Origin of the sequence: Acetobacterium sp. (assembly GCF_036508315.1) — a bacterium.
Taxonomy (GTDB): domain Bacteria; phylum Bacillota; class Clostridia; order Eubacteriales; family Eubacteriaceae; genus Acetobacterium.
Window position 1 is genome coordinate 1 of record NZ_DATCHP010000112.1, and the last position, 21273, is coordinate 21273.

Sequence of the window (21273 nt, forward strand, 5' to 3'; positions counted from 1 at the left end):
TTACAGATGCCAAGAATCAAACCTTCACGATTATTAAGGAGATCCATAACAGCATCCATCATTTTTGGATTCCTGAAAACCGCAGCAATGAATTTACCTGAACCATCCGGTTGATCCCCAGCGCTGAAGCCCCCTGGAATCATGATCATCTGAGATTCCTGAATCTGCTTGACCATTTCATCAATGGACTCAGTAATGGCTTGAGCCGATCGGTTCCTGAAAATGGTGGTGACTGGTTTCCCGCCGGCATTTTCAAAGGCTCTGGCTGAGTCATATTCGCAATTTGTTCCTGGAAAAACAGGAATAAAAATTTGCGGTTTCCGAAATATCGGGGAACACTTGAGCTTTGTTATTTTAGCAAAGCTCAGGGTTTCCACATTTCCAAAACCATCAACCTTTTCCGGATAAACTTCCCTGAGTGGGGCTTCCCATGCCTCTGTCAGTTCTGCCAGGTCAATCGCATCATTTTGATACATGATTTTGCCCTCACTGTTGGTATATCCAATAATGGTTCCACCATCAAGCGGTTCCTTGCTTTCCACAAGAATACTTCCAAATAATGAATCAAAAAGTCTTTCCTGCGTAAAACAGGAAGCCAGATTAACCCCAATACCGTTTCCAAAAGCCATTTTTGCCACAGCTTCCGCAATTCCTCCCAGGCAGATGGTTTTGGCACTGACAATATTTCCAGCCTTGGCATGGGCTTGAATCGTCTCATAAACTTCTTTAATGCCATCTAAATCAGGAATGCCATTTTCTTCCATTGGCAATTCAAATAATTGCAGGATTGATTTGGGTGATTTTAGATCACTGGTTATAATAGCATCAATATGCGCAGTGGTCACCCCGAAGGAAATTAATGTGGGAGGAACCGTCAAATCTTCAAAGGTACCTGACATACTGTCTTTTCCACCAATAGCAGGTGTTCCCATTACTTTTTGTACTCTGTGAGCCCCTAAAAGCGCAGCAAAAGGACGTCCCCATTTAACCGGATCTTTTCCCAGACGCTCAAAATATTCCTGAAAACTTAAACGGGCCTTCTTATAATCCCCGCCTAGGGCGACAAGTTTAGACAGACTCTCAATGACACCCATCATTCCGCCTAAAAACGGACTTGCTTTTGCAATAACAGGATTATAGCCGTGAGTCATGATACTGCAGGTGGTGGTATCCCCTTTAATCATTGGAATCTTTGCCACCATACCATCCATTGGAGATAAAGCATTTTTCCCGCCATAAGGCATGGTAACTGTTCCAGCGCCAATGGTTGAATCAAACATTTCCCCTAAACCGCGCTGACTGGCGACATTTATATTTTGAAGTGTTTCTATTAGCTGGTCCTTAAATGAAACTTCTTTTTTCGCTAAAGACTGTTCCAGTTTTCCAGGCTTTTCAATAATAATTTCAGTAAACTGAGGGGCCCCATTAGTTTCCAGGAAATGACGGGACAAATTAAGAATTTCTTTCCCACGCCATTTCATAATCAAACGGCCGGTATCCGTGACCAAAGCCACTGGCGTCACCTCAAGGTTTTCGGCATTCCCCATTTGAATAAATTTCTCAACATCCTTGGGTTCAACCACTACTGCCATACGTTCCTGTGATTCTGAAATAGCCAGTTCGGTACCATCCAAACCATCATATTTTTTAGGCACTTTGTCCAAATCAATTTCCAGGCTGTCCGCCAGCTCTCCAATGGCAACCGAAACACCACCGGCACCAAAATCATTGCATCGTTTAATAAGAGTGGATAATTCTTTATTCCTGAACAGCCGTTGGATTTTTCGTTCTTCAACAGGATTCCCTTTTTGAACTTCCGCGCCGCAGCTCTGGATGGATTCTTCGGTATGCGCCTTGGAAGACCCGGTTGCGCCACCACAGCCGTCTCGCCCGGTTCGTCCTCCAACCAAAAGAATGACATCTCCCGGGGTTGGTCGTTCCCGAATTATATTTTCTTTGGGAGCCGCAGCAATCACCGCCCCAACTTCCATGTGTTTAGCCAGAAAGCCCGGGTCATAGACTTCAACAACCTGTCCGGTTGCTAATCCAATCTGGTTTCCGTAAGAGCTGTAGCCATGGGCTGCTTCCAGGGAAATTTTTCTTTGCGGCAATTTCCCTGGAATCGTATCTTCTATGGGTGTTCTCGGATCCCAGGCACCGGTTACCCGCATGGCCTGGTAAACATAGCTTCGCCCGGAAAGAGGATCACGAATAGCTCCTCCCAAACAGGTGGCTGCACCACCAAAAGGTTCTATTTCAGTGGGATGATTATGGGTTTCATTTTTAAACATTAAAAGCCATTCTTCATCCACGCCATCATGATCCACGGTTATTTTAATGCTGCAGGCATTGATTTCTTCAGATTCATCCAGATCTTCAATAAGATCCCGTTTTTTAAGAACCTTGGTTCCAATTACGGCCAAATCCATAAGCGTCATCGGACGATCGGTATTTTCCCCATAGACTTCCAAACGGGAATCAAGGTATTCTTCAAAGGCCAAGCCAATTTCTTTAGAAAGTGCATCCTCCCCATTAAAAGAGACATCCTGTATGTGCGTTTGAAAGGTCGTGTGACGACAATGGTCTGACCAATAGGTATCAATGACCTTTAATTCAGTAATGGTTGGATTTCGCCCTTCATCGTCCTTAAAATACTGTTGGACAAAGACAATGTCTTCATTGGCCATGGCAAATCCGGAATCACATCGAAATTTTTCTAAATCTGCAGGATTCAGTTCAATAAATGTTTCCAGAGTTGTAATATCTGATGGTTCACGAACCAAATCAACCAGAGCTGATAATTTTTCCATGGTTGTTTCCTCAGAGTCAACAGGATTAATCATGAATTTTTTAATTCGGTTAAATGCTTCCTGATTAATATCTCCTTGGAGAACAACAATCTTTCCTACTTTAATCAGAGGGCGATCCCCAGAAAGGATTTGAACACATTGAACTGCTGAATCAGCATGCTGATCATATTGACCGGGTAAATATGATATCCCAAAGATTTTATCTTTTTCTCCGATTGAAATATTATCCTGATAAACATTATCCACATTGGGTTCTGATAAAATCGTGTTAATCACCTGATCAAAAACTTCATCGGCAACATCATCCATATCATATCGATATAGGATGCGGACGGCATTAAGACCTTGAATCTTTAATATTTTTTGAAATGACTGAACGAGGGACTGGGCTTCAATATCAAAACCCTGCTTCTTTTCTACAAATATTCGTTTGATCACTATTATTCCACCTTTTTTTAAATGATGATACTATTTTACTATTTCCGAACGTTTTTTTCAATAGAATTTGGAACGTTCGGATTATTTTTTTATTTTTCTTAAATTATTTTTATAAATTATGCTTATTTAAGGGGAAAAAAGGTATGCTATTATAGTAAGAATATAACGTCAGGAAGTGTATTATGAAAATTATCCATTTACATCACAGTGGTTTTTTAATTCAATTCGAAGATAAAACACTGATTTTTGATTGTTTCACAAAAATTCCCAACAACTTTATGCGAGCAGGGTTACCCCATTATTTCTTTGTAACCCATGGTCACCGCGATCACTACTCCAAAGATATCCTAAAGACTGGAAGTGAGTTTCAACCAACCTATATTTTCAGCGATGACCTCCCTGAGACAGGAGCCCCCAGAAACTATCGAATGGCCCCCTATCAACACATGACATTGGGTGGTATGGATATTAGAACCTTTGGTTCCACTGATCTCGGCGTCTCTTTTTATATTGCCGCCAACAGTCATCGAATCTTCCACGCCGGGGATCTTAACTGGTGGGATTGGGATCCTACCCTGAAGCCGGAAATTGATCCTGCCCAGGAAGAAAAAGATTTTAAGTCAGAGCTTTCAAAACTCAAAGGACTTCCAATGGAATTTGCCTTTATACCTGTGGATCCTCGTTTGGGGGATTCTTTTTACAAAGCCGGAAAATATTTTATTGAAGAATTCCATCCAAAGGTACTGATTCCCATGCATTTTTTGGATGATTTTTCCATTATTAAAAAGTTTAAAGAAAAGGTCGAACCGACCGAAACCATTATTCCAGATTTTAAAGGAAGAAATACCACACTGAAGAATCAATGGTCAAAACAACACTAAATAATTCAGCGTCAGTTTCCTATCAAACTTTTTTTCGATTCAAAAGCAAACAAAGCCGACACAGTTGGATCAATGCAACAGTGTCGGCTTTTTGTATGTTTCTCGTTACATGCCAGGCGAGTTAACACAAAAAATACTAAAGCCGATTCTGCATTTTTATCTGCAAAATCGGCCTCAGCTCAAAATTTCTGATGTCATCTTTCTGGACTCACCCCTTTCTAATTACCAAAAATCTTCTTTCTCACTTTTCCAATGTAAACTTTTCACTTAACTGTTGGGGATTATCTTACTTTTAAAACAGAAGTATTTTTCTTTCATGTAAACTCATATGAAAATTATTTTGAGATAATCTAAAGTATTATTCTTTTAAACAAAGATTCTGTTTTTCGAAATCATGTATGGACTTTCTTCCAAACTGTGAAAAACGCTTCTTTGATTTATAAAACTTATCCTTTAAATTGACCTTTAATTTAATCATCAGTCGAGTTATTCTCCCGATTGTATTAATTTCAGAGCAATCTGTTCTTTTGTCCAAATCTTTTCTCCTGATAAAATTAGATTCATCTAATCGGTTTGTGTTCAATTTTTATCTTTAATAACGACCGATTATCCAAAAATTTTATCGATTAGTTAAGAGACTGTTTACTTTTCAATGATCAAGTTCATTGAATTCAGAAAAGGATTGAGTTGATCTTTGATTCACCTTTATTGTAACATGTTTTCACTCAATGTAAATTGTTTTTTTGTAAACGTTTGTAACATTTTTATATAAGTATCATTTCGAACTTCTGACATTGAAATACTTATCACTTTTGTCCAGTCTCAAGGGCTTAAATCCCCTTATAATCTTCCGATCCATCTTACTGCTCTGATGAATTTATTCGTCGGTGACGGCATGAACTTAATTGCTTTTTCCGGACAGACAAACGTGCAATAATAACAGTTGATACAGACAGAAGTATCAAGTACAATTTTTCCATCAACTTCTTTTATGGCATCAACCGGACATGCATAAATACAACTTTTATGTCTGGTGCATTTTGAATCGTCGATTGAAAGATCCACATAAGTATCCTTTACAAAAATACTGTCTTTATTGAAAATTCTGTTAAGGTCTTTTTTTACCAACTTTTTAAACTTTATGGGACCGATCTCCCCAAGAACCTGAATATCTTCAAAATTTTCAATCATCCCTCGTTTCTTTGCCTGCAATAAAATCGGCAGTTTTTCAGGATCATATCCGATCATTTTAGCAACAATAACATCCAGTGCAACAGCATTGGATGAGGCGATTATCCTAGAAACCTTTACAGGTCGGCCCAGGGCAGTTGGCCCACCATCCAAACCTACAATAGCATCCATAATCGACAGAGCAGGCTTTACCACCCGATGGATATCCATGAATACATCTGAAAGCTCAAATTCATCGTCAAGCCAGCGGTGAATTTTTTGTTTGTATCCACCCGGAAGACACCCAAACATGTTTTTTATGGCCCCTGATAAACGCAGCGAGCCATGGGTTTTAAGTTTACAGGCATCAATCACCATATCAGCCTCTAATAGAATTTTTGGAACATACAGCTCTTTTAAGCTTCTTATATCCCTGGTTATTCTGACCACTTGTTCTTCCTCAAACGCAATCAGAGTTGCACCATATTTATTGGCAACAACATCTATTTCTGATGTTGCAAATGCCTTTCTGGTAAGCCCCTGCTGGTAAAACGATATCGAATCACCAATCAGAATCTCGCAATTTTTTTCACTTAAAATTCTGCAAAGTGCATCGATCAGTGAATAATGAGTAATGGTATGCTGCTCCGGTCTGTTCTGTGTCAGAAGATTTGGTTTTATCAGAACAGTTTTATGCTCAGGAATGACGAACCCTATTCTTTGAATCGCTTCTTTAACTGCCTGATAAACTTCTTCTGTTTCGTAAGATGTACATTCGACTGCCGATACCTTTTCCATATTATTACCCCTTGCCTACTTATTCTATTAACTACAATACCCCATAAACACCACCTTTAAACAATGCCGCCTGATGTAATAAAAAAACCAGGGGTTCCCCCTGGCTTAAATAATTTGGTACTATTAAAAAATAATCTATTGCAGCAAAAATTTGTTATTCTCCCACTTTATTTATTTCATCAACATTACAATAGTCTTTTTTCTGCTTCTTAAGATATTTATCAAAACCATAAAATTGAGTCTGACTATAGGAAATAAGTTTTCCGGCCAGCTCACTGTTTGACGGTAAAAACCAATCAACGAATAAATGTTCACCACTTTGCTGGGTTGCTGCATTGAGTTGCTTGTATTCTCCATAATTTACGGATGATGAAATTTTTATTTGTTTACAAATTTCCGACATAATACTCTCACCTTTATAATGTGCAAACAAGGCGACATTGACACTTACCGGTTTAGCCCAATTATCATTTCTTAGCTGTGTTTTTAGTTGCTTTGTTAAATAGATAACACCATCTAATTTTGAATCTCTTGCAACCAGCATGATTAACTGAGAAATAATATATTCCGAACGAAACGTTCTTCCTGTTTCTTCAATTGTAAATGAAGCAGAAATAGATAATAGCCATAAAGACATCAATGTTTGGATCGCCTGATCAAAATTAATGTTGTATTTATCTTTTTCTTCTTCTGTTAAAGTATTAAACTCTGATATATCATAAACATTAACTGCTGTATTAAAGACCCTTATTGTATCGTCAAATTTCGCATGTGAAACATTGAAAACATTATCAGGCGGTTTACCCATTTCTATCCAGCAGTCATAGGACGATGTTCCAAAATAAAGACAAGGCAGGCCAGGTATACTAAAACGCTGGGTAGCAATTGTCCCTCTGTTATCAAACCCAATATGAAGCATATTTTCCGGTTTAAAACCGTTTATCCGATCACTTAATCTGGAACGGAATAAATCGACTTCTGAAAAAAGGCACTGATCATCTTCATCAATATCATTTCTGAAAACCTTAAGGCCTTTTAATGCCAGACTGTTTTCTAAATTTGAAACAACTAAAGGGTTTTGCATGAGGGGTTTTAAAATAACATTAAGACCATTTAAAGCGCCTCTTACATTACCGGAATAATATCTCTGTATGACTTCCAGAACAATATTGCCTGTTTTTCTTATTGTATCCTGAATGTCATAGGGCACTTTATTTTCCACAAGAATCGCATAAATCTCATTATATTTTTTTTTTAAAGCAGGATAATAATCTTTGTCTTTTGAAACCAAAGTCGGTGTAGTAAAATTATCTTGTTCAAACTTCATTGTCCATGCATACATTCAGATCACCAATACCCTTCCCTAGCTATCTCACACTGCATTTGTTTTATTTCTATTGAAAATATTTTACACCTCATTAACCTCATGTGCAATGTAAAATGACGATGTTTGAAAGTTTTTATTGACATACACCATTATTTATGATATTTTTTATTTATAATCATTCTAATTACAATAAAATCAATTAAAAACGGAGGAAAACAAATGGCAGAATCAAAGACCCTTAAAAATCTTATGGACGCGTTTGCCGGAGAATCTCAGGCAAACAGAAAATACCTGGCCTATTCTAAAAAGGCTGAAACTGATGGTAAATTAAATGCTGCAAAACTCTTCAAAGCAGCAGCGGATGCCGAAACCATACATGCACTCAAACATTTTGAAATTGCCGGAAAAATTAAATCAACCACTGAAAATCTGAATGATGCTGTTGCCGGTGAAACACATGAATATACAGAAATGTATCCTGATTTCCTGAAAGAAGCTGAAGCTGAAGGCAATAAAGAAGCAATCAGAATATTCACTCTTGCCATGAAGGCAGAAGAAGTTCATGCAAAACGATATCAGGAAGCCTTAGCTAATCTTGATCAAACGGATGAAGTATTTTATTATCTATGCCCGGTTTGTGGGAATATCGAAAAAGAAGTGCCTGATAAATGTGTGATCTGCAATGTTCCTGGATCCATGTTCATTAAATACTAAACGAAACGCCAGGTAAAAGCAATAAAGATCGGTGCATATTTTCATGCACCGATCTTTTTTTTCTAAAGAGAAAACCGGCTCCAATATTAAGAGAACTTTTTCTCGTTTTTAAAATGATGAATCAGAAAATATATTCCCATGCATATGAGTGCCGAAACCAACAAAGAAATCATTCTAAATCCGTCAATCAGCTGATCTGAATAATCAATGACCAGGTCGGTGAAAATGGTTACGAGCAATGTGTTTTTTGCTTCAATAAGAACAAAAAGTCGTATCACAAGCACTGAAAAAGCAATGGACAATATATAAAATAGTGCATACAGATTAGAGTTTATCGGGGCAATTTCGCCAACTTTCCTGATTTTAACCATAATATCCGATTTTCTGCTCTTAAAGGGTATCCCTGAGGCAAAGTCTTTAACAGATCTGTCGTTGAATCCCAGGCATTCCATCAACTTATCTAAATTTTCCATCGCCTCATTCCTCCTTCATATAAGTTTTCAGTTTTTTACAGGCTCGGTTTAATCGTGAGGATAATGTTCCCATGGGAATTTTTAAAAATTCGCAAATGGTTTTGTAATCCCAATCATAATAATATCGCAGAATAACAACCCCTTTGAGTTCATGAGGCAACAAATCAAGGGATTTTCCAACCTCTCCAAAGTCCAGAGAATCGATATTGTCATAGCTTAAGGCATGATCCTTATATAAGCTTTCGCTAGTTTCCAAATCATCGAGATAAATCATTTTTTTGTTTTTTCTTAAAAGATCAAAACAGGTGTTATGAACAATTTTCAAAAACCAGTTTTTAAAATTGCTGCCTAACCGGTATTGTCTTATTTTGGAAAACCCCTTTAAAAAACTTTCAGCTACCACGTCCTGTGCATCAAATTCATTATTAAGAAGGGAAAACGCGTAAATATAAGCGTATTTCTCATAGCGTTCAACAATGGATTCAAAATATTCAGAATTGCCGGTTGAAATAATCTTCTTTATGAGTTCATCATCGTCTTCCCCTTCTTTATGTTTAATCAGCACATTTCACCTCCGTTTGTTCTGCATACTTATATAACGGTTGAACCTGAGGTTTTCTTCCCGAAAAAATATTTATTTTTATTTTCTAAAATAGAAAATGTTTGCAAAATATTTTGTCTTGTCCTTATTGATACATATATTCTCTGGTTAAAGGCATTTCATTATTTACGCCTTTAGTAAACAATAGTTGGTGAATATCAATGTTCCCACAATTAAAAGATGCCGCACAGCCATTTAAATACAATCGCCACATCCTTGTAAAGGTTTCGTCCTTAATCTTCATGATTTCAGGCAAAGCATTTTCAAAGTTTTTTGCCCAATGCTCTAATGTTTTTGCATAGTGTATTCTGAGGCTTTCCGCATCGATTAAATGAAAATCCTCATTTATTATGTTTGATGTTAATTCTTCGACTGTAGGTAAATATCCTCCGGGAAAAACATACTTATCTATCCATGTATCTATTGCTACTCCACTATTGCAGGTGATGGAATGAAGCAGGGAAACGCCCTTTGGCATTAATAGTTTGTCTACTGCACAAAAGTATTCGTGGAGACAGTCCTTACCAACATGCTCTACCATTCCCACACTCACTATTCTGTCGAACTTTCTTTTTTTCAGTTCCCGATAATCAAGCAACTGCACTTCCACAAGATCTTCCAGCTTTTCAACTTTGATTCTTTCTTTAACTTTTAAAAATTGCTCAGAGCTTAATGTTATTCCCATAGATTTTACCTGATACTCTTTCGCCGCAGTTAGAATTAATTCTCCCCAACCACAACCAATATCAAGCAATGTTTGTCCCTTTTCAAGGTTTAATTTTCTTAAGATATAATCCACCTTATTTTTCTGAGCATCGTTCAAAGTATCATCAGGGGATTGAAAATACCCGCAGGAGTAAGTCATTGAATCATCTAACCAGAGTCTATAAAAATCATTGCCGATATCATAATGATACTCGACATTATCTTTACTTTTTTTTCTATTGTTACTAAAAAATTTATTTATAATAGGCCCATGCAAAAAGCTTTTACTATTATTATAGAGATATTCGATAACCTTTTGTAAATTCCCATCTAAATCAATGGCATTAGACATATAAGCCTCACCTAAAGCCATAGAAGGATCCTTTTTGATTTCAGTTAGCGGTATGGGATTATTAAAAATAAACGTAAATTCACTCTCTCCTTCTCCATATTTTATTACCTCTCCATCCCAAAATCTTATTTTAAAAGGCACAAAAAATGCATTTTTCAAAATAGTCTTATATAATATCTTGTTCATTTCCATAGTTTCAATTCCTTTCCTCAGTTAGATATTTTTTTTTTAAACACAAACGTTATTAACAATCTCTATTACTTTACCCCATATCTCTTTCTTTAAACAAATCAACTTCAGGGGGATTAAACATAAAAATTAAATTCTAATGTATAGTAGGGTTGGATTTTCATAGATTTTTCCAACCAACTTATCGACATTTTTTTCCCAGAGAGTCATTAACCTGTTAACTTAAGCAGTAGCAGTCTTTTGCTCTTATAGCTTCGTTAAATAAGCGGATTCAACAGTTTCTATACTGGCTGTATGATTAATACAGCACCAATTGCTATCAAAAGGCTTAATAATGTACCAACTAAATAATATTCTGCAAATGAGGGTTCTTTAATAATTTTATTATATCTTGTAAGGGATTTTGCCGCAAAGATTAATCCGACAGCTGCATATTGATTCAGCAGCACTAGAATTACAATTAGTATTCTTTCCAAAATACCGATAAGTTTTCCCGCATTTTTATATTCTGGTGCTTTTTCCTCACTATTCGTATTATTCGGCCAAATATTTTCTTTATTATTAATCTCTTTTATTAATATATTTGCCGGTTTTCCGATAATTAAGAAAACAAAAATGAAACGCAAGAATACTGACGGATCAATGGACATTCCTAAGTTATTATAAAATAACAATAACATCTTTCCAAATTGATTTAAGTCAATTGCATTACTATTTACGTAAATAGAGGCAAAAATTACTATCATTGCACTATGTAGAATTTGATCAACTATAAAAATATTTCTAAATATAAAATTTTCTTTATTGATTTCAATATTAACCCTTGTTTTTATGAAGTCAATTAGAAAATGACTGATCACTACAGGCAGAAAAACCACAATAAAAAGTTTGAGATTCAGGACTGGTGAAATAGTTAAAAATACTGTTAAAGCATAAATTAAAGCATGTAAGTATAAAGGACGTTTCTCCTCTTTTTTGTCCATTGCCATTTTTAATGTTTGAAAATAAAAATCACCAATAAAATGACCGCATATTAAAAGCCAAAACAGATTATTATCAATCATCATAATTTTTATTCCGATCTAAAGCATCACTATTTGTCACTTTGTTCAGATACTTTACCGCTTCTTCTGAATTATTTTTCATTTGATATATAGATGCAATTTTTTGATAAATTGCTGCGGTTTCAGGATGATCTGGTCCCAATTGTCTTTCTTTGATTAATAAGGCTTTTTTTAAATACTCAAGAGCTTCGTTCAGATTACCTTTTCTTAAAAAAATTGTTCCCATATTATTGTAAATAGAAGCGGCTTGTGAATCCTTCAACCTTTTTGGCAGAGTTTTTTTGAAGAACTCCAGTGCTTTATCTAATTCACCTATTTCTAAAAAGATATTACCCATTCTTATGTAAATATCTTCTAAATCCGAATGATCATCTCCTGAAACTTTTTCTCTTATTTCTAAAGATTTTTGATAATATTCCAAGCCTTTATTCAGTTCTTTTTTTAATGAATAGATTTCCCCTAAGTTATAATAAGTCGTTCCAATACCCGACTGATCCATTCCTGGATATTTTTCAAATATCGATAAAGCCCGTTCATAGAATTCAAGTGCTTCATCGTATTTACTCTGAGCTGAATAGATGTTTCCCATATCGTTATAAGTAGCTGCAACATTTGGGTGGTCTTCTCCAAATGTCTTAATTTTGATTTTTATGGATTTTCGAAACAATTCCAGTGATTTTTCATAATTTTCCAGTTTAAAATATACTCTGCTAATATTATCATAATTAGCAACAAGCTCCGGATGATCAGGATCCAATTCCTTGATTCTTATGTTTAAAGCCTTCTGTAAATTTTCTAAAGAAGCTTTAAAATCGCATTGTTTCATCAAGTATATTCCTTTATTATAATAACTTGTTGCTTGATTGAGCCTATTCCCTTCGATCTTAAAATCATATTCAATGCGCAAATATTTTTCAAGTGTATTTAATAATTTCCGATAATCTTCATAGTGAGCAGCTCTAAGGTGCCGTGTTACCGTTGAAGGATTTAACCCTAATTCAGCAGAAATTATATTTTGCTGTCCATCTATTTCAGACATTTTCCAGGCAACTTCTCTTTGTTTTTCTGTCCAACTGCTCATGAGTAAATCAATTGAAAGACACAATGCATTAATAAGTTCCTGGTCAATTTTATCAGTCTTAACATTTACTGAAAATGACGTTTTGTTTTTGTTTTTTTTTCCTTTTTCTATTCCTTCACGAGCAAAATAATATGCAGGTCCATCTGCCCCAACAGCTTTCTCCGGATTTATTTTTGTGTAGATATCACTGATCCCAATGCCAAAGCGAATCGCATGGGGATAAAGTTCTTTTAATATTAGTTCAATAATTTCAATTGATATCGATGATGCACTTAATAAACCCTGAAATTCATCCCCTAAAGTAATGGTAAATTTTGAAACAATATTTTCCTTAAAATTATTATTAATTTGTTCAAGAACATTCTCCAATTTTTCCTGGACAATTTTACGTTCGGTTGGATTGATTGATTGTGATTTTATTAAATCACCAATGATTGCACAATACATAATTCACCTTCTTATCCATTGTTTTTATAAGCATCGTATCATATCACCCATGCATTTTCAATGCATTTGCACATAAATATACAGATAGTCTATATTTGCTCATTTATACGCAAATATAGACTATTTGCGTATAATTTTAGGTATCCTTTCACTTTTCCTGTATTATATAAATTCCTCGAGGACTGCTTTACTATTTTTTTAATCCTCAACTTAAAAACAAATAACGGTTTTTCAGAAAGCATGCAATTCTCAGGCCCAGTTGCCGTTTTTGAAAACGCAGATTTCACAACCATCTTTTGTGATCCCCGTGATTTCCAGATCTTTTGTGCCAACCATGAAGTCAACATGGGCTCTCGACTGGTTTGCCCCTACTGCTAATAATTCTTCCTTGGTCATTTTGCCTCCGCCTTTGATGGTAGTGGGATAGCATTCACCCAGGGCAAAATGGCAGGCCGCATTCTCATCAAACAATGTATCATAGAAAAGAATACCCGTATTGGAAATCGGGGAATCATAAGGCACAAGAGCCACCTCACCCAGGCGGTTTGAATTCTCATCCGTATCAATAATCATTTTTAGAATATCAACTCCTTTTTCCGCCTTATAATCAGTCACCCTGCCTTCATGGAAGGTAATGCTGAAATTCTCAATGAGATTCCCCTGATAGGAAAGAGGGACCGATGACACCAGGATCCCTTCCCCCCTGTAACAGTCCGGCGTGGTAAAGATTTCCTCGGTGGGCATATTGGCAAAAAAATAGACTTTCTCCGGAGTAAATTCTCCCCCGCCTTCCCAGATATGATCTTTCTGGAGACCCAGGGTAAAATCAGTGCCGAGACTGTTTTTATAATGAAGAGAATCAAAATGATACTCATTTAACAAATCGCATTTTTCTCCCAGAAATGCATTGTGTTTTTCCCATGCTTTAACTGCATCTTCCCTGCCGATGCGTACCGAATCAAAAATAGCATCCCAGAGTTTTGCCACAGCCACTTCTTCTGACAGATCAGGAAACACCTTCATGGCCCATTTCTCTTCAGGCACTGCTGCAACACACCACTGAAAATCACTGTTCATCATCATTTTATAATAGGGTTCGAATGCCTCAGCAGCTGTCTGGGTACTGGTTTTCAGCTTTTCGCTGTCCACGCCCAAATAGGCTTCTGGATCACTGCCAATCACTGAAATCACTGCAGCTTTCTTTTTTGCGTAATAATTTCGTGACTCAGCCTGCCATTCTGGAATATTGCCAAAAACTTCCAGTGCTGCATAGTCAAATCGAAGTCGGCTTGTCTTCACATCGTTCCAGAAAACAATGACATCCTTTGCTCCGGCTTTATAGACTTCCTCAACCACCATTCTTCCAAAGATGTGATTCTCGACCGAGCAGTTTAAAACCACATATTGGTCCTTCTGGACATTTGCCCCTGTCCGTACAATTAATCGAGCATATTCTTTTAATTTTTCCATATGATTCATCTTAGCTTCTCCTTCGTATTAACGACCTGTTTTTGATTTATTTAAGATTGTATCATAAAAAGCCTCTTAAGGAATGGAATACCCTTTGACAATTCAAAGCTTCTTTGTTACACTTAAGAGTGATAATGTGACGGAAAGTTTTTAGACCACGATGCAATGTTCGTCATGGTCTTTTGAAATAGACAGGGAGTCAAATTAAAACTTGATTCCCTGTTTTTTGTTTTGCGCGAATGCAGTCACCAAGTGCTTGCGCGTACTTTGGGACTGTCCGCGGACAAAACAAGAAACTCGCAATACGCGTTTCTTGTGGTTGTATTCAAATATAGGAGAAATATTTATGGGATTATTGGACGTTATAAATGTATCACACTCTTTTGGCGACAAGGCTTTGTATCAGGAAGCCTCCTTTGAGCTTTATAAGGGTGAACATATGGGAATTGTGGGACGAAACGGCACAGGCAAAACCACACTTTTAAATTCACTCATCGGAGAAGTTATACCGGATGAAGGTGAAATTCGCTGGCAAAAAGGCATCAAAGTCGGATATCTGGATCAGCATGCCAAAATTGACAAGGAAATTTCGGTATTTGACTATCTGAAGACTGCTTTTTTCGAGCTTTATGACACTGAAGCCGAGTTGAGTAAAATTTATGAAAACATGGTGGATGACAGCAGTGAAAAGGCCCTTAATAAGGCTGCTGACCTCCAAAGTCTTTTGGAAAATTCCGGTTTTTATGAAATTGAAAGCAGCATCTTAAAAGTTGCCGATGGTCTTGGCATTACCGCATTGGGAATGGACAGCAAAATTGCCAAACTCAGCGGTGGTCAACGGGCAAAAGTCATTTTAGCAAAACTGCTTCTTGAAGAACCCAATGTATTATTATTGGATGAACCAACTAACTTTCTCGATAAAGAACATGTGGATTGGCTGACAGACTATTTAAGGGCCTATGAGGGAACATTTCTTGTAATTTCCCATGACTTTGATTTTCTTGATAAGATTACCACCTGCATCTGCGACATCGAGTTTTGTACAATCAAAAAGTATACCGGAAATATTACAAAGTTCATTGAACTCAAAGGTCTCAGAAAAGAAAGTTATATCAGGGAGTTTGAATCCCAAAAAAAAGAAATTAAGAAATTTGAAGATTATATATCAAAAAACAAGGCCCGGGCTTCCACTGCAAATATGGCAAAAAGCAGGCAAAAACAGCTTAATAAAATCGAGCGGCTTGCTCCACCTGAATCAGCCCCGAAGCCAAATTTTCGATTTAATGCATTACCAATTTCAGCTCAGAGATCTTTATCAGTAAAAGATCTGGAAATTGGCTATGACTACCCCCTTATATCCAAATTAAATTTCAAGGTCGAATCAGGTCAGAAAATAGTAATCACAGGATTCAACGGTATCGGCAAATCAACCTTGCTTAAAACATTAATACATCAGATCCCTGCGATCTCCGGAAAATTCAAATTTGCGGATAATCTGAAAACCGGATATTTCGAACAGGATCTGAACTGGGAGAATCCCCTTCAAACCCCTATACAAATTGTCTCCGATGAATTTCACAAGCTGTCTCAAAGTCAGATCAGAAGGAATTTGGCCCAGTGCGGATTAAAAGCAAAAAGCATGCAACAGTCGGTATCCACGCTTAGCGGTGGTGAACAGTCAAAAGTGAAAATCTGTAATTTAATGTTAACTCAATGTAATTTCATCTTTCTCGATGAGCCCACAAACCACCTTGATGCGGATGCAAAGGAAGTATTGAAAAAAGAGCTTATAAACTGGCAGGGCGGTCTTATTATGGTATCTCATGAAGCCTTGTTTTATGAAGATTGGGCTGATGAAATTATCAATATAGAAAACTGACCGGTTTTTATTCCAAATGAAATAAAAGCAGCGTACCAATGGTTCGCTGCTTTTTTATGCCCTTGATCTATTGTATATGCTAAGATAAAATCGATTTATTCTCGGCATCTTAAATATTCCTCGAATTCATTTTCTAATTCTATATACGACTTAAATGGTTACGCCGTATATGATCCCGGATACCATTGGTATTAACCAAATGATCCACACCACTATACTGAACTTGTGAAAGTTCAACTTCATATTTTCATCTTTTCTGATGATAACAATTGACGCCCAAATAGCATGAAAAAGCATGAGTAAGATTGCGATCATCCCTGTGATCCCGTGAAAATTGGCTTGAAAAATCCCACCGGATAAGATGCCCATGGCACTGGTACCCAAGGTATCAAAAATGAAACCACCCCAAAAAACAAACACATGCCAACCCATTAACTTATTTTGGATTTTTTCTGCCCATACACCAATGGTATAAAGCAGACACGCCAAACTAATGAATGTAATTGCATAGGTCAACATTTTCAAACCTCCTTCGATGCCATTTTTAAATTCAATAAATGATTTTATCAGATCTTCCTGCTGGAATAAAGCACAGCCTTCATGTGAATTCAATAAAAGACGTTTTGCATAAAACACAAAACGTCTTTTATTTTTACATCAGTTTACTGATATTTTGGGTGAAGGTTACCACATCATCAATAGGTAGTCCGGCAATGAGTCTTGCCTGATTATAAAGCAATTCCGTATAAAGTTTGAGCTGACCCTCATCTTTTTCATAAAATTCTTTCAGTTTTTCATATACAGGATGGTTTTTGTTGATTTCCAATACCTTTTTAGCTGACACTTTGCCACCCTGAGGCATGGTGTTTAATGTTTTTTCCATTTCGATGGAGAGATCCCCTTCAGTGGAAAGATAGACCAGATCATCCATTAGATGGGTGGTTGTTTTAACTTTCACCACGTCATTTCCAATCAGTTCTTTCATTTTTGAAAGAAGCTTTTCATCGGCTTCGGTTATCTCATTATTAGCTTCTGTTTCATCTTCTTTGGATTCTTCAAATCCCAGTTGATCACTTGATACTGAACGGAATTCCTTTTCCCCATAGGCTTTAAGTGTCTGGGTGACAAATTCATCAATAGTTTCAGTGAGATAGAGGATTTCAAAGTTTTTGCTCTTAACAATGGATACCTGGGGCAATTTTTCGATGGTTTCCACCGTCGCTCCGGCGGCATAATAAATATACTTCTGATCCTCAGGCATACGGTCCAGGTATTCTTTTAAGGTCACCAATTTTCCTTCTTTGGATGAGTAGAAAAGCATGAAGTCCTGGAGTTTCTCTTTATTCTGTCCCCAGTGGTCATAGGTTCCCACCTTTAACTGATTCCCGAAGGCCAGAAAGAATTTTTCATATTTTTCTCGGTCATTTTCCAACATTTTCTTGAGTTCTTCGGAAATTTTAGAATCAATTTTACGACTGATGAGACGAAGCTGTCGGTCCTGCTGGAGCATTTCCCGGGAAATATTAAGGGATAAATCCTCAGAATCCACTACCCCTTTTATAAAACTGAAATAATCCGGAAGAAGTTCTCCGCATTTATCCATAATCAGCACACCGTTAGCGTAAAGTTCCAGACCTTTTTCATAGTCCCTGGTATAGTAATCGAAGGACGGCTGTCCCGGAATATAGAGAATGGCTTTGTAACTCATGGCTCCTTCGATATTCAAATGAATATGTGCCAGAGGTTCTTCATAGCCATAGCGTTTGTCATGATAGAAATTCTGGTAATCTTCATCCGTCAGCTCATTCTTGTTTTTTCGCCAAATGGGAACCATTGAGTTTAGAATGGAATCCTCCAGATACGTTTCGTATTCCGGCTTTTCGGCATCTTTTGTTTCTTCTTTTATCCGGCTTTTTTCAACCACCATTTTAATGGGATAACTGATATAATTGGAATAATGTTCCACAAGTTGTTGAAGTCGCTGCGGTTCTAAATACTCATCGTAATTGTCATCTTCTGTGTTTTCCTTTAGATGCAAGGTGATTTTCGAGCCGTGGGATGTCTTTTTACCAGCTTCAATGAAATAACCATCTGCCCCTTGGGAAACCCAATAGTGCGCCTCATTTTCATCCATGGATTTTGTTTCCACTTCAACCTTATCAGAAACCATAAAGGCCGAATAAAAACCTACCCCAAACTGTCCAATGATATCAAATTCTTTTTCCATTTCCTGTTCCGATTTGAAATCGCTGGAGCCGCTTTTAGCAATGGTTCCTAAATTTTCTTCCAGTTCTTTTTCGGTCATACCGATACCGGTATCTTCAATAACCAGGGTTCGGTTATCTTTGTTCGGTAAAATCCGAATGTAATAGTCATCCTTGTTGAAATTTTTGTCGTTGTCTGCTAACGTCTTATAATAAATTTTATCGATTGCATCCGAAGCGTTTGAAATCAATTCACGGAGAAAAATCTCTTTGTTTGTATAAATTGAGTTGATCACCAAATCCATCAGACGTTTTGATTCTGATTTAAACTGTTTTTTTTCCATTGGTTGTGCCCTTTCAAAATAATGTAATTGTGTTAGCACTCTTATTGATTGAGTGCCAATAACTCTATTTTAATAATAATAATCCACTGTGTCAACAGTGTTTATGATTTTTATGGATTTTTTCTTAAATATTAAGGTTAAAAAAGCCACCGCTGTATTAATTCCGGCTGGTTCTTAAAAAATATTTGCTCATAAACCCTGGATTTCTGGTAGTAGGAGTATCCATAACTTTTCAATGATTGGATACTCGCCCTTTAATCTTCAGATTTTCCAGTGCTATCCTTCACTTCCTGTATCAGATCCTGAATACCGCCTTCTAAGTTTGGATATTCCAATTTTAAATGCTCTAATCTTTTCACAATCGTCTTCAGTATAATATAGTCCCGAAACCATCTGTGATTTGCAGGGATCACATACCATGGGGCTTCTTTTGTGCTGCAATTGGAAAGTACATCTGCATAGCATTCCTGATAATTATCCCAAAATTTCCGCTCTTTTAAATCATCATCTGAAAACTTCCAACGTTTTTCCGGTGTCTCTAACCGACTCTCCAACTTTTTCTGTTGAAAATCCTTTGATATATGCAAAAATAATTTTAATACAATGGTGTGATTATTAACAAGATATTTTTCAAATGCATTTATTTCTTTGAATCGTCTAAAAGCAGTGTCATCATCAATGGTTTTATGAACACGGGTAACCAGAACATCTTCATAGTATGACCGGTTAAACACCACAATGTTCCCTTTCATTGGTGTTTCCTTATGTATCCTCCAAAGATAATCATGGCCTAATTCTGCAGGTGTTGGTACCTTAAAACTTTCTACAGAAAACCCATTGGGATTCACGCTGCTTAATGCTTTTTTAACCGTCCCATCCTTACCGCTGCAGTCCATGCCCTGTAATATGATGAGCAGTGCATATTTCTTAGACGCATAAAGAACCTCCTGAAGTTCGCTGAATTTTTTTTGCAACTCACAGTATTCTTTTTTAACATCTTTTTTTGAAAGTTTGTCAGTGTCTTTTGAGCTAAACTCTTTGAGACTTACCTTGTGATGATTGGAATTGATCGTGTATTTTTCTATCATTTAAGTTACTCCATTTTATTCATTAATTATTAATTTTCTAAATTCGACAACAAAAGAGAGTCGTATTTTTGCCAGTGTGGATCTATTATCCCCTAGTTTATTTCGGCGCCAATAAAATATTATTTGCAGCTTTCACAAAAATGGAAGGTCACATCTGTACAATTTCTTTATTTCTTTTCATTGTACTTGTTTTGCTATTTTATGACAACAAAAAAATATTTCAAAATAACAAATAATCTTATCTTAATTTAAGCAATATTATGTTATACTATCTTTCGTGAAGAAATAAAATAATTTTATTTTATAAAAGAAATCAGGAGGTTTTTTATGCAAAAAGTAACAAAAAGTACGTTAATCGGTGAATTATTGCAAATGGACGCTGACCTTGCGCCTATTTTATTGGAAATTGGTATGCACTGTCTTGGCTGTCCATCTTCACAGAAGGAATCACTGGAAGAAGCCTGTGCTGTTCATAATACCAGTGTCGACGCTCTCGTAGACAAACTTAACGCAGCTATTGCTTCTTAAAAAAGCAAAATAAACATTAATAGGATGGACTTTAAGGGAACCCATGGGGTTCTCTTTTTTCGTGTCCAGCGATTTTTACTCTTAACATTATTTTCGCATTAAAAAAGCCAACGTTTTTTTAATGCTCGCTGGCTCTTTAATAATTAGTTTCTTTTAGACACTTGATTTCTATTTTTGTACGTGGCTTAATGATTTTCTGCCTCTTTATATAATACTGGTGGTTTGCAGTTCGCTTGTGGTTTTCAAATTTTCCGGTTGATTTGATGTTTCCTGATCAACCTGCCTGCTTTTTATTTCGGCATCACTACTTTCTTGAGGTGGTTTTCTGACAAACATTTGGGTGATCGTAGCGTTTAATTGATTCACATCGCTTGTCACTGCACTGTTTTCGCTTTTTGTCTTGTATTGCAAATAATCCTGAGACAGTTCCAGGGTGTCATATTTATTATAACTGTTTGCCTCATTTACGGAATTTTGTCCACTATTGCCTTCTTTAGTAGTTTTCACCCTAACATCCTCAACATTTTTTGTTATGGTTGCGGCTGAACCTTGAAGTTTGCTGGCAGTTAAGCTAATTGCTTCCATATAAATTCTCCTTTCTAAATTTTAAAAGGGAAATCGACGTTAATCAAACCATGATCAGTGATTTAAAGGATTTCCTTGACCTATTATTGCGAGTATATCATAAATTCCCAATGATTACATGAAAT

18 protein-coding genes are annotated in these 21273 nt (G+C 36.5%); 4 read left to right on the forward strand and 14 right to left on the reverse strand.

Annotated elements, in window-relative coordinates; translation table 11 throughout:
- Window positions 1-3248, reverse strand: a 3248-nt coding sequence (locus VIK44_RS13385; RefSeq protein WP_331554392.1) for a phosphoribosylformylglycinamidine synthase, incomplete at its 3' end; no start/stop codon positions are given.
- A 182-nt stretch (window positions 3249-3430) separates the two neighbouring features.
- On the opposite strand from VIK44_RS13385, the gene VIK44_RS13390 reads away from it, so the two are divergent.
- On the forward strand, window positions 3431-4129 hold the full coding sequence (locus VIK44_RS13390) for an MBL fold metallo-hydrolase (RefSeq protein ID WP_331554393.1): 699 nt from the start codon (window positions 3431-3433) through the stop codon (window positions 4127-4129).
- A 358-nt stretch (window positions 4130-4487) separates the two neighbouring features.
- Here VIK44_RS13390 and VIK44_RS13395 read toward each other — a convergent pair whose 3' ends face one another.
- The 3 genes from VIK44_RS13395 to VIK44_RS13405 all read right to left on the reverse strand — a co-directional run bounded on the left by VIK44_RS13395 (window position 4488) and on the right by VIK44_RS13405 (window position 7439).
- Window positions 4488-4664 (reverse strand): hypothetical protein, encoded by a 177-nt coding sequence (locus VIK44_RS13395; RefSeq protein ID WP_331554394.1) that lies wholly within the window; start codon window positions 4662-4664, stop codon window positions 4488-4490.
- Between the two features lie 305 nt (window positions 4665-4969).
- On the reverse strand, window positions 4970-6097 hold the full coding sequence (locus VIK44_RS13400; protein WP_331554395.1) for a DUF362 domain-containing protein: 1128 nt from the start codon (window positions 6095-6097) through the stop codon (window positions 4970-4972).
- Between the two features lie 154 nt (window positions 6098-6251).
- Complete coding sequence (locus VIK44_RS13405) at window positions 6252-7439, reverse strand: hypothetical protein (RefSeq protein WP_331554396.1); 1188 nt, start codon at window positions 7437-7439, stop codon at window positions 6252-6254.
- A 204-nt stretch (window positions 7440-7643) separates the two neighbouring features.
- On the opposite strand from VIK44_RS13405, the gene VIK44_RS13410 reads away from it, so the two are divergent.
- Complete coding sequence (locus tag VIK44_RS13410) at window positions 7644-8138, forward strand: rubrerythrin family protein (protein WP_331554397.1); 495 nt, start codon at window positions 7644-7646, stop codon at window positions 8136-8138.
- A gap of 86 nt (window positions 8139-8224) precedes the next feature.
- Here VIK44_RS13410 and VIK44_RS13415 read toward each other — a convergent pair whose 3' ends face one another.
- The 6 genes from VIK44_RS13415 to VIK44_RS13440 all read right to left on the reverse strand — a co-directional run bounded on the left by VIK44_RS13415 (window position 8225) and on the right by VIK44_RS13440 (window position 14529).
- The gene (locus VIK44_RS13415) at window positions 8225-8611 is read right to left on the reverse strand and encodes a hypothetical protein (RefSeq protein ID WP_331554398.1); all 387 of its coding nucleotides are present in this window, start codon (window positions 8609-8611) and stop codon (window positions 8225-8227) included.
- Between the two features lie 4 nt (window positions 8612-8615).
- A complete protein-coding gene (locus tag VIK44_RS13420; RefSeq protein ID WP_331554399.1) occupies window positions 8616-9176 on the reverse strand; it encodes an RNA polymerase sigma factor in 561 nt (186 codons plus the stop codon).
- Between the two features lie 121 nt (window positions 9177-9297).
- Window positions 9298-10461, reverse strand: coding sequence for a cyclopropane-fatty-acyl-phospholipid synthase family protein (locus tag VIK44_RS13425; protein ID WP_331554400.1), 1164 nt, complete (start codon window positions 10459-10461; stop codon window positions 9298-9300).
- 278 nt (window positions 10462-10739) lie between these two features.
- A complete protein-coding gene (locus tag VIK44_RS13430; protein ID WP_331554401.1) occupies window positions 10740-11525 on the reverse strand; it encodes a DUF3307 domain-containing protein in 786 nt (261 codons plus the stop codon).
- Window positions 11515-13050 (reverse strand): SatD family protein, encoded by a 1536-nt coding sequence (locus VIK44_RS13435; protein WP_331554402.1) that lies wholly within the window; start codon window positions 13048-13050, stop codon window positions 11515-11517. The genes VIK44_RS13430 and VIK44_RS13435 overlap by 11 nt, the downstream gene beginning before the upstream one ends.
- A 249-nt stretch (window positions 13051-13299) precedes the next feature.
- A complete protein-coding gene (locus tag VIK44_RS13440; RefSeq protein ID WP_331554403.1) occupies window positions 13300-14529 on the reverse strand; it encodes an aminopeptidase in 1230 nt (409 codons plus the stop codon).
- A 337-nt stretch (window positions 14530-14866) separates the two neighbouring features.
- Between VIK44_RS13440 and VIK44_RS13445 the strand changes: the two genes are divergently transcribed.
- A complete protein-coding gene (locus tag VIK44_RS13445) occupies window positions 14867-16399 on the forward strand; it encodes an ABC-F family ATP-binding cassette domain-containing protein (RefSeq protein ID WP_331554404.1) in 1533 nt (510 codons plus the stop codon).
- 150 nt (window positions 16400-16549) lie between these two features.
- Here the strand turns inward: VIK44_RS13445 and VIK44_RS13450 are convergent, their stop codons facing one another.
- The 3 genes from VIK44_RS13450 to VIK44_RS13460 all read right to left on the reverse strand — a co-directional run bounded on the left by VIK44_RS13450 (window position 16550) and on the right by VIK44_RS13460 (window position 20035).
- Complete coding sequence (locus tag VIK44_RS13450; RefSeq protein WP_331554405.1) at window positions 16550-16918, reverse strand: HsmA family protein; 369 nt, start codon at window positions 16916-16918, stop codon at window positions 16550-16552.
- Between the two features lie 133 nt (window positions 16919-17051).
- A complete protein-coding gene (gene htpG / locus VIK44_RS13455) occupies window positions 17052-18947 on the reverse strand; it encodes a molecular chaperone HtpG (protein ID WP_331554406.1) in 1896 nt (631 codons plus the stop codon).
- A 254-nt stretch (window positions 18948-19201) separates the two neighbouring features.
- Window positions 19202-20035 (reverse strand): PPK2 family polyphosphate kinase, encoded by an 834-nt coding sequence (locus VIK44_RS13460; RefSeq protein WP_331554407.1) that lies wholly within the window; start codon window positions 20033-20035, stop codon window positions 19202-19204.
- Window positions 20036-20362: 327 nt separating this feature from the next.
- Between VIK44_RS13460 and VIK44_RS13465 the strand changes: the two genes are divergently transcribed.
- The gene (locus VIK44_RS13465) at window positions 20363-20563 is read left to right on the forward strand and encodes a DUF1858 domain-containing protein (protein WP_331554408.1); all 201 of its coding nucleotides are present in this window, start codon (window positions 20363-20365) and stop codon (window positions 20561-20563) included.
- Window positions 20564-20767: 204 nt separating this feature from the next.
- Here VIK44_RS13465 and VIK44_RS13470 read toward each other — a convergent pair whose 3' ends face one another.
- Complete coding sequence (locus VIK44_RS13470) at window positions 20768-21148, reverse strand: hypothetical protein (protein ID WP_331554409.1); 381 nt, start codon at window positions 21146-21148, stop codon at window positions 20768-20770.
- Window positions 21149-21273 lie beyond the last annotated feature (125 nt).